This window comes from Pseudomonas sp. MEJ108, from assembly GCF_030208985.1.
Taxonomy (GTDB): Bacteria; Pseudomonadota; Gammaproteobacteria; order Pseudomonadales; family Pseudomonadaceae; genus Aquipseudomonas; species Aquipseudomonas fragariae.
The window spans coordinates 23,774-30,788 of the sequence record NZ_JARVSW010000070.1 but is presented as its reverse complement, the minus strand read 5'-3'; the positions used below and the strand labels follow the sequence as shown (position 1 = coordinate 30,788).

The 7,015-nt window shown below is 61.0% G+C and carries 4 protein-coding genes; 3 read left to right on the top strand and 1 reads right to left on the bottom strand.

Annotated elements, in window-relative coordinates; translation table 11 throughout:
• Positions 1-227: 227 nt before the first annotated feature.
• Positions 228-1,301 carry a 23S rRNA (cytidine(2498)-2'-O)-methyltransferase RlmM gene (gene rlmM / locus QRN50_RS23545; RefSeq protein WP_096127472.1) on the bottom strand — a complete coding sequence of 358 codons (1,074 nt, stop codon included), beginning with the start codon at positions 1,299-1,301 and terminating at the stop codon, positions 228-230.
• A gap of 192 nt (positions 1,302-1,493) precedes the next feature.
• Between rlmM and acnA the strand changes: the two genes are divergently transcribed.
• The 3 genes from acnA to QRN50_RS23530 all read left to right on the top strand — a co-directional run bounded on the left by acnA (position 1,494) and on the right by QRN50_RS23530 (position 6,817).
• Positions 1,494-4,238 (top strand): aconitate hydratase AcnA, encoded by a 2,745-nt coding sequence (acnA, locus tag QRN50_RS23540; protein ID WP_096127471.1) that lies wholly within the window; start codon positions 1,494-1,496, stop codon positions 4,236-4,238.
• A gap of 124 nt (positions 4,239-4,362) precedes the next feature.
• On the top strand, positions 4,363-5,160 hold the full coding sequence (locus QRN50_RS23535) for a CPBP family intramembrane glutamic endopeptidase (RefSeq protein WP_024652081.1): 798 nt from the start codon (positions 4,363-4,365) through the stop codon (positions 5,158-5,160).
• 91 nt (positions 5,161-5,251) lie between these two features.
• A complete protein-coding gene (locus QRN50_RS23530; RefSeq protein ID WP_011268416.1) occupies positions 5,252-6,817 on the top strand; it encodes a methyl-accepting chemotaxis protein in 1,566 nt (521 codons plus the stop codon).
• Positions 6,818-7,015: the final 198 nt, after the last annotated feature.

Here is a 7,015-nt window from a genome sequence, read left to right as displayed (position 1 = left end):
CCGGCCCGACTTCGTCGGGTTCCTTCGCCCTGTCACTGATCCGGGGGTCGCCGCACTCTGCGTCGTCAGTGCCATCGCGGTTGAAAAGCACTGCGGTAGCCGCGACTGCGTGTAAGGCATAACATTGTTTCGCATCGACGATTTGTGACGCGGAGCACCAAGAACTCCATGCCTGCACGGAGCATTGGCACGATAGTCACTGGAGCGTGCGAAACGAGAGTAAGGAATCACTTCCTCGCCGCTTTGGCCACGTCCAGCCTGCGCAGGTGGCAGGTGACTTCTTCGCGGTCGTGGTAGAGCTGTTTGCAGCCGATGGACACCCGCACCCCTCGCGCCTGAAAGCCCTCTTCGATACGGTCGAGCAGTCGGCGCACTTCAGCGTAGCGCTGTTTCATAGGCAACTTGAGGTTGACCACCGCTTCGCGGCACAGGCCTTCACCCAGCCAGGTTTCCAGCAGGGCTGCATTACGCGCAGGCTTTTCGACGATGTCGCAGACCATCCAGTCCACAGGCTGTCGAGGCTTGTAGGTAAAACCGTCCGCCATCAGATGCTGCACCAGCCCGGTGTCCATCAGGCTTTCCGCCATCGGCCCGTTATCGATGGCGGTCACCAGCATGCCGCGGCGCACCAGTTGATACGTCCAGCCGCCCGGCGCGGCACCCAGGTCCACGCTGGTCATGTCGCCGGAAAGGCGCTCGTCCCACTGGTCTCTGGGAATGAAGTGGTGCCAGGCCTCTTCAAGCTTCAGGGTCGAGCGGCTTGGCGCTTCGCGGGGAAACTTGAGGCGCGGGATGCCCATCGGCCACATGGCGGAGTTGTCCGCATCGGCCAGACCGAGAAACACCTCGCGACCACTCTTGAAGGTCAGCAGCAGACGCGGCTTGCGCGGATCATCCACCAGTTTGCCTGCCTGAGTCAGGGCCTTGCGCAGCGGCGCCTCGAACTTCTTGCAGAAATTCGACAGCTCCTTGCCGTCGTTGGTATCCACGACCTCCAGCCACAGACTGCCGCAAATCGGGAACGCCGCCAGCTGCGCGAGAATCACGCTGATGCGATCGGTTTCCGGCAACTCGAGAAACAGCCCCCTCGCCCACTGCCGGGGAAAGATCAGCTTGTCGAAGCGCTGACCGCTCATCAGCCGTTCGGCGCCATCCGCCTCGGTGCAGATGAATTCGGCGCAAGCTGTGTCGGGACGGGCCTTGGCATACCCGGCCACGTCCAGGCGCGCGGCGTGATCGGCTATTTCCGAGCAGACTTCGCCCTCAAAACCGGGTCGGCAGTGCATAAACAGTGTATTCATGGGTTACTCCTGGGCAGTGGGCACTCGGGCGTAACCCCGCAGACTTGAAAGCCGCGCATGATAGCCCAATCCAGGAACCACTGGTGCGGCCGAACAGTCCACACAACTTGAAGCCTGATGCGGCGCTCCCGACCTGATGCACATGGAGCCCGTGAACCGATGTTCGGAGAACATTCCTCAAAGGAGACATTCATGCCCTCCCTCGATAGCCTGAAAAGCCTGAAAACCCTCGAAATCGATAACAAGACCTACCACTACTTCAGCCTGCCGGAAGCCGCCCGATCGCTGGGCGATCTGGACAAGCTGCCCATGTCACTCAAGGTGCTGCTGGAAAACCTGCTGCGCTGGGAAGACAACAAGACGGTAACCGGCAACGACCTCAAGGCCCTCGCCGACTGGCTGACCGAGCGTCGTTCGGACCGGGAAATTCAATACCGCCCTGCGCGCGTCCTGATGCAGGACTTCACCGGTGTACCGGCGGTGGTCGATCTGGCTGCCATGCGCGCGGCCGTGGCCAAGGCCGGCGGCGACCCGCAGCGGATCAACCCCCTTTCCCCGGTGGACCTGGTGATCGACCACTCGGTGATGGTCGACAAGTTTGGCAACGCCGAAGCCTTCGGCGAGAACGTCGATATCGAGATGCAGCGTAACGGTGAGCGCTACGCGTTCCTGCGCTGGGGCCAGAGTGCTTTCGATAATTTCAGCGTGGTGCCGCCCGGCACCGGCATTTGCCATCAGGTGAACCTCGAATACCTGGGGCGCACGGTATGGACCAAGGAAGAGGATGGCCGCACCTACGCGTTCCCCGACACGCTGGTCGGTACCGACTCGCATACCACGATGATCAATGGCCTGGGCGTGCTGGGCTGGGGCGTGGGCGGTATCGAAGCCGAAGCGGCGATGCTCGGCCAGCCGGTGTCGATGCTGATCCCGGAAGTCATCGGTTTCCGGCTGACCGGCAAACTGAAGGAAGGCATCACCGCCACCGACCTGGTGCTCACCGTCACCCAGATGCTGCGCAAGAAAGGGGTGGTCGGCAAGTTTGTCGAGTTCTACGGCGACGGCCTGGCTGACTTGCCATTGGCCGACCGCGCGACCATTGCCAACATGGCGCCCGAGTATGGCGCGACCTGTGGTTTCTTCCCGGTCGATGATGTAACGCTGGACTACCTGCGTCTGTCAGGTCGCCCCGACGAAACCGTCAAGCTGGTCGAAGCGTATTGCAAGGCTCAGGGGCTGTGGCGCCTGGCAGGCCAGGAACCGGTGTTCACCGACAGCCTGGAACTGGACCTGAGTACGGTCGAAGCCAGCCTTGCTGGCCCCAAGCGCCCTCAGGATCGTGTAGCACTGCCAAATGTGTCCAAGGCCTTCAGCGATTTTCTCGGTCTGCAGGTCAAGCCTGCCAAGGTCGATGAAGGTCGCCTGGAGAGTGAAGGCGGCGGCGGTGTCGCGGTTGGCAACGAGGCCCAGGTCAGTGGCGAAAGCCAATATGAATACAACGGCCAGACCTATCATCTGAAAGACGGCGCCGTGGTGATCGCGGCGATCACGTCCTGCACCAACACCTCCAACCCCAGCGTCATGATGGCAGCCGGGCTGGTCGCGAAAAAAGCCGTCGAGAAAGGCCTGAAGCGCAAGCCGTGGGTGAAAAGCTCGCTGGCTCCCGGTTCCAAGGTGGTGACCGATTATTACAACGCAGCAGGTCTGACCCAATACCTCGACGCCCTGGGCTTCGATCTGGTCGGTTACGGCTGCACCACCTGCATCGGTAACTCCGGTCCGCTGCTGGAGCCTATCGAGAAAGCCATTCAGCAGTCCGACCTGACCGTTGCGTCCGTGCTGTCGGGCAACCGTAACTTCGAGGGCCGCGTCCATCCGCTGGTCAAGACCAACTGGCTGGCATCGCCCCCCCTGGTAGTTGCCTATGCACTGGCAGGCTCGGTGCGCATCGACATCAGCAGCGAACCGCTGGGCGAAGGTGCTGACGGCAAGCCGGTTTACCTGCGTGATATCTGGCCGAGTCAGCAGGAAATCGCCGACGCCGTGGCCAGCGTCAACACCGGCATGTTCCACAAGGAATACGCCGAAGTGTTTGCCGGCGACGAACAATGGCAAGCCATCGAGGTGCCGCAAGCTGCCACCTACGTCTGGCAGGACGATTCCACCTACATTCAGCACCCGCCATTCTTCGACGGCATCGACGGTCCGCTGCCGGTTATCGAAGACGTGGAAAACGCGCGCATCCTGGCCCTGCTGGGCGACTCGGTGACTACCGACCACATCTCCCCTGCCGGTAATATCAAGGCCGACAGCCCTGCCGGGCGCTACCTTCAGGAGAAAGGCGTCAAGTATCAGGACTTCAACTCGTACGGCTCGCGCCGTGGCAACCATGAAGTGATGATGCGCGGGACCTTTGCCAATATCCGTATCCGCAACGAAATGCTCGGCGGCGAAGAAGGTGGCAACACGGTGCATGTGCCCTCCGGCGAGAAGCTGGCGATCTACGACGCGGCCATGCGTTATCAGACAGAAGGCACGCCGCTGGTGATCATTGCCGGTCTGGAATACGGCACGGGTTCCAGCCGTGACTGGGCTGCAAAAGGTACCAACCTGCTGGGCGTCAAGGCGGTCATCGCCGAAAGCTTCGAGCGCATTCACCGCTCGAACCTGGTGGGCATGGGTGTGCTGCCCTTGCAGTTCAAGAACGGCCAGACGCGCAAGACCCTCGGCCTGACCGGCAAGGAGACGCTGAAGATCACCGGGCTGACCAACGCAGACGTGCAGCCGGGCATGAGCCTGACCCTGCATATCGAACGCGAAGACGGCAGCAGGGAAACCGTCGACGTGCTGTGCCGCATCGATACGCTTAACGAAGTGGAGTACTTCAAGTCGGGCGGCATTCTGCATTACGTGCTGCGCCAGCTGATCGCGTCCTGATACCCGCTGAATGGGGCCTGCACCCTGCTTCAGGGTCAGGCCCCAGCATGAAAATTTCTATAATCTCGCCCCTGCCCTGCTGAACGCCGGATAGAATTCCCCGCTCTCAAGGCAGGACTTACTCATGACCACAAGGCACTGGCTGACTTTCTGCCTGCTGAGCAGCGGCTACGCGCTGGCGTTGTTCCACGGTAACCTTGACCCTTCGGCGGCGCTAAGCTTTGGCGCATTGTTCATTGCCTGGTTGTGCGTGGCGCGATCCTCTTATTCCTCCATCCGCCTGTGTGGCCACGGATTGTTCATCGTGACCGGTCTGGCGCTGGCCTTTCACCTGGCGCCCGGCTTCAATAACGCCAACGTCATCGAAGCAACGCGATTCAGTGCCGATGCCGCGCTGTTCTCCATGGACCTGAGTCTGGACAAGCCGCTGATCGGCTTCTGGCTGATACTGGCCTGCCCCTGGATTCTGCCCAAGGTTGACGTCGCCCATTCACTGCAAACCGGGGTTCTGGCGCTGATTGTGACCTCGGCGTTCTGCATGACTGCCGCGGTCATGCTAAACGTCGTCGGCTGGACACCGAAATGGCCTGCCCAGGGCCTGATATGGCTGCTCAACAACCTGTTGCTGGTGACCCTGACCGAAGAGCTGTTTTTCCGCGCTTATCTGCAAGGCGGCCTGCTGCGCCTGTTCAAGGGCTCAAGGTATGCGACGGCATTATCAATCACCCTCGCTGCCGGCCTGTTCGGACTTGCGCACGCAGGTGCCGGCCCGCAGTGGGTGGCATTGGCGGGCATGGCTGGCGTGGGGTACGGCCTCGCATTTCGTTTCGGCGGGCTGCAGGCCGCCGTCATCAGTCACCTGGGCCTGAACCTCGTGCATTTCGGGCTGTTCACCTACCCCATGCTGGCCCGACAGGGCTGACTCTCCAGTCACTTGTCGCACGCCGCTCAATTTATCGACGTGCCCGCCGATAACCACGCCATAGTCTTCCGGATCGAAGGATCGAAATCCCATGCGCAACAACCAACCCATCACTCAACATGAGCGGACATTTCCTGCCGAACAACGACTGATTTCCACCACCGACACCCGAGGCACCATCACCTATTGCAATGATGCCTTCGTCGACATCAGTGGTTACAGCGAGGCTGAATTGCTGGGTGCGGCGCACAACACCGTGCGTCATCCGGATGTACCGCCTGCGGTATTCGAGCACATGTGGACCACGCTCAAGTCCGGGCAGCCGTGGATGGGCATCGTCAAGAACCGCTGCAAGAACGGCGATCATTATTGGGTCAATGCCTACGTGACGCCGGTGCTGGAAAACCGCCAGGTAGTGGGTTTCGAGTCGGTGCGCATCAAGCCGACCGCCGAACAGGTCCGCCGTGCCGAGGCGCTTTATACCCGGCTCAACAAGGGCAAGAGCGCGGTACCAGGCCGCGACAAGTGGCTGCCGGTACTTCAGGACTGGTTGCCGTTCATTCTGGTCAGCCAGCTGAGCTTTCTGATCGGCGTGTGGCTCAATTCACACTGGGGGTTTGCCCTGGCTGCGGCACTGTCGGTACCACTGGGCTTGCTGGGGCTTTCCTGGCAGCAGCGTGGCACCAAACGCTTGTTGCGTCTGGCCGAACAGACCACTTCCGACCCGTTGATCGCGCAGATGTACACCGACAGCCGCGGCCCGCAAGCGCGCCTGGAAATGTCGATCCTCAGCCAGGAAGCGCGCATGAAAACCTGCCTGACGCGTTTGCAGGACACCGCCGAACACCTGAACAGTCAGGCCCGCCAGTCCAACTCGCTGGCCAATGCCAGTTCGATCGGGCTGGAACGTCAGCGTGTGGAAACCGAGCAGGTTGCCGCCGCCATCAACCAGATGGCCGCCACCACGCAGGAAGTCGCCAGCCACGTTAACCGTGCCGCTGATGCCACCCAGCAGGCCAACGAACTGACGCGTCGCGGGCGCGATATCGCCGGTGAAACCCGCGAAGCCATTCAGCGCCTGTCCACCTCGGTGGGCGAAACCGGCCTGACCGTGACCCGCCTGGCCAAGGACAGCGATGAAATCGGTGGCGTGGTCGATGTGATCAAAGGCATTGCCGACCAGACCAACCTGCTGGCCCTCAACGCCGCGATCGAAGCGGCGCGCGCCGGTGAGATGGGTCGCGGCTTTGCCGTCGTGGCAGATGAAGTACGCCAGCTGGCACAACGCACCGCCGAGTCCACCGGGCAAATTCATGGCCTGATCGCCAAACTGCAGCAGACCGCAACCGACGCGGTACACACCATGGACACCGGTCGCCGTCAGGCCGAAGAAGGCGTAGCCCGGGTACTGGAGGCAGATCAGGCGCTGGTGGGCATCAGCGAGGCTGTCGCCAATATTACCGACATGACCACGCAAATCGCCACCGCCACGGAAGAGCAAAGCGCCGTGGCCGAGGAAATCAATCGCAACATCGCCACCATCGCCAGCCTGGCAGACCAGACCTCTGACGAAGCGCGTCGCTCTGCCGTATTGAGTGGCGAACTGACCGACACGGCCAACTCACAGTACTCGCTGGTAGAGCGGTTTAATCGCTAAGGCCTGAAGCTGTTTACCAAGCCTCGACGAACTTCGGTTGGTCGGGGCTTTTTTATGAGTGTTAACAGTGTGCCCTGTTAGCGCTCTCTTCAAATCTGACAAAACTTAAGAAGCCATCTGAAGAATGTGTAGGATATTTCCTTAGCATCTTCAATGACAACAATGCAGTAGTTCTGACCATTGACAGCGAACGCATAC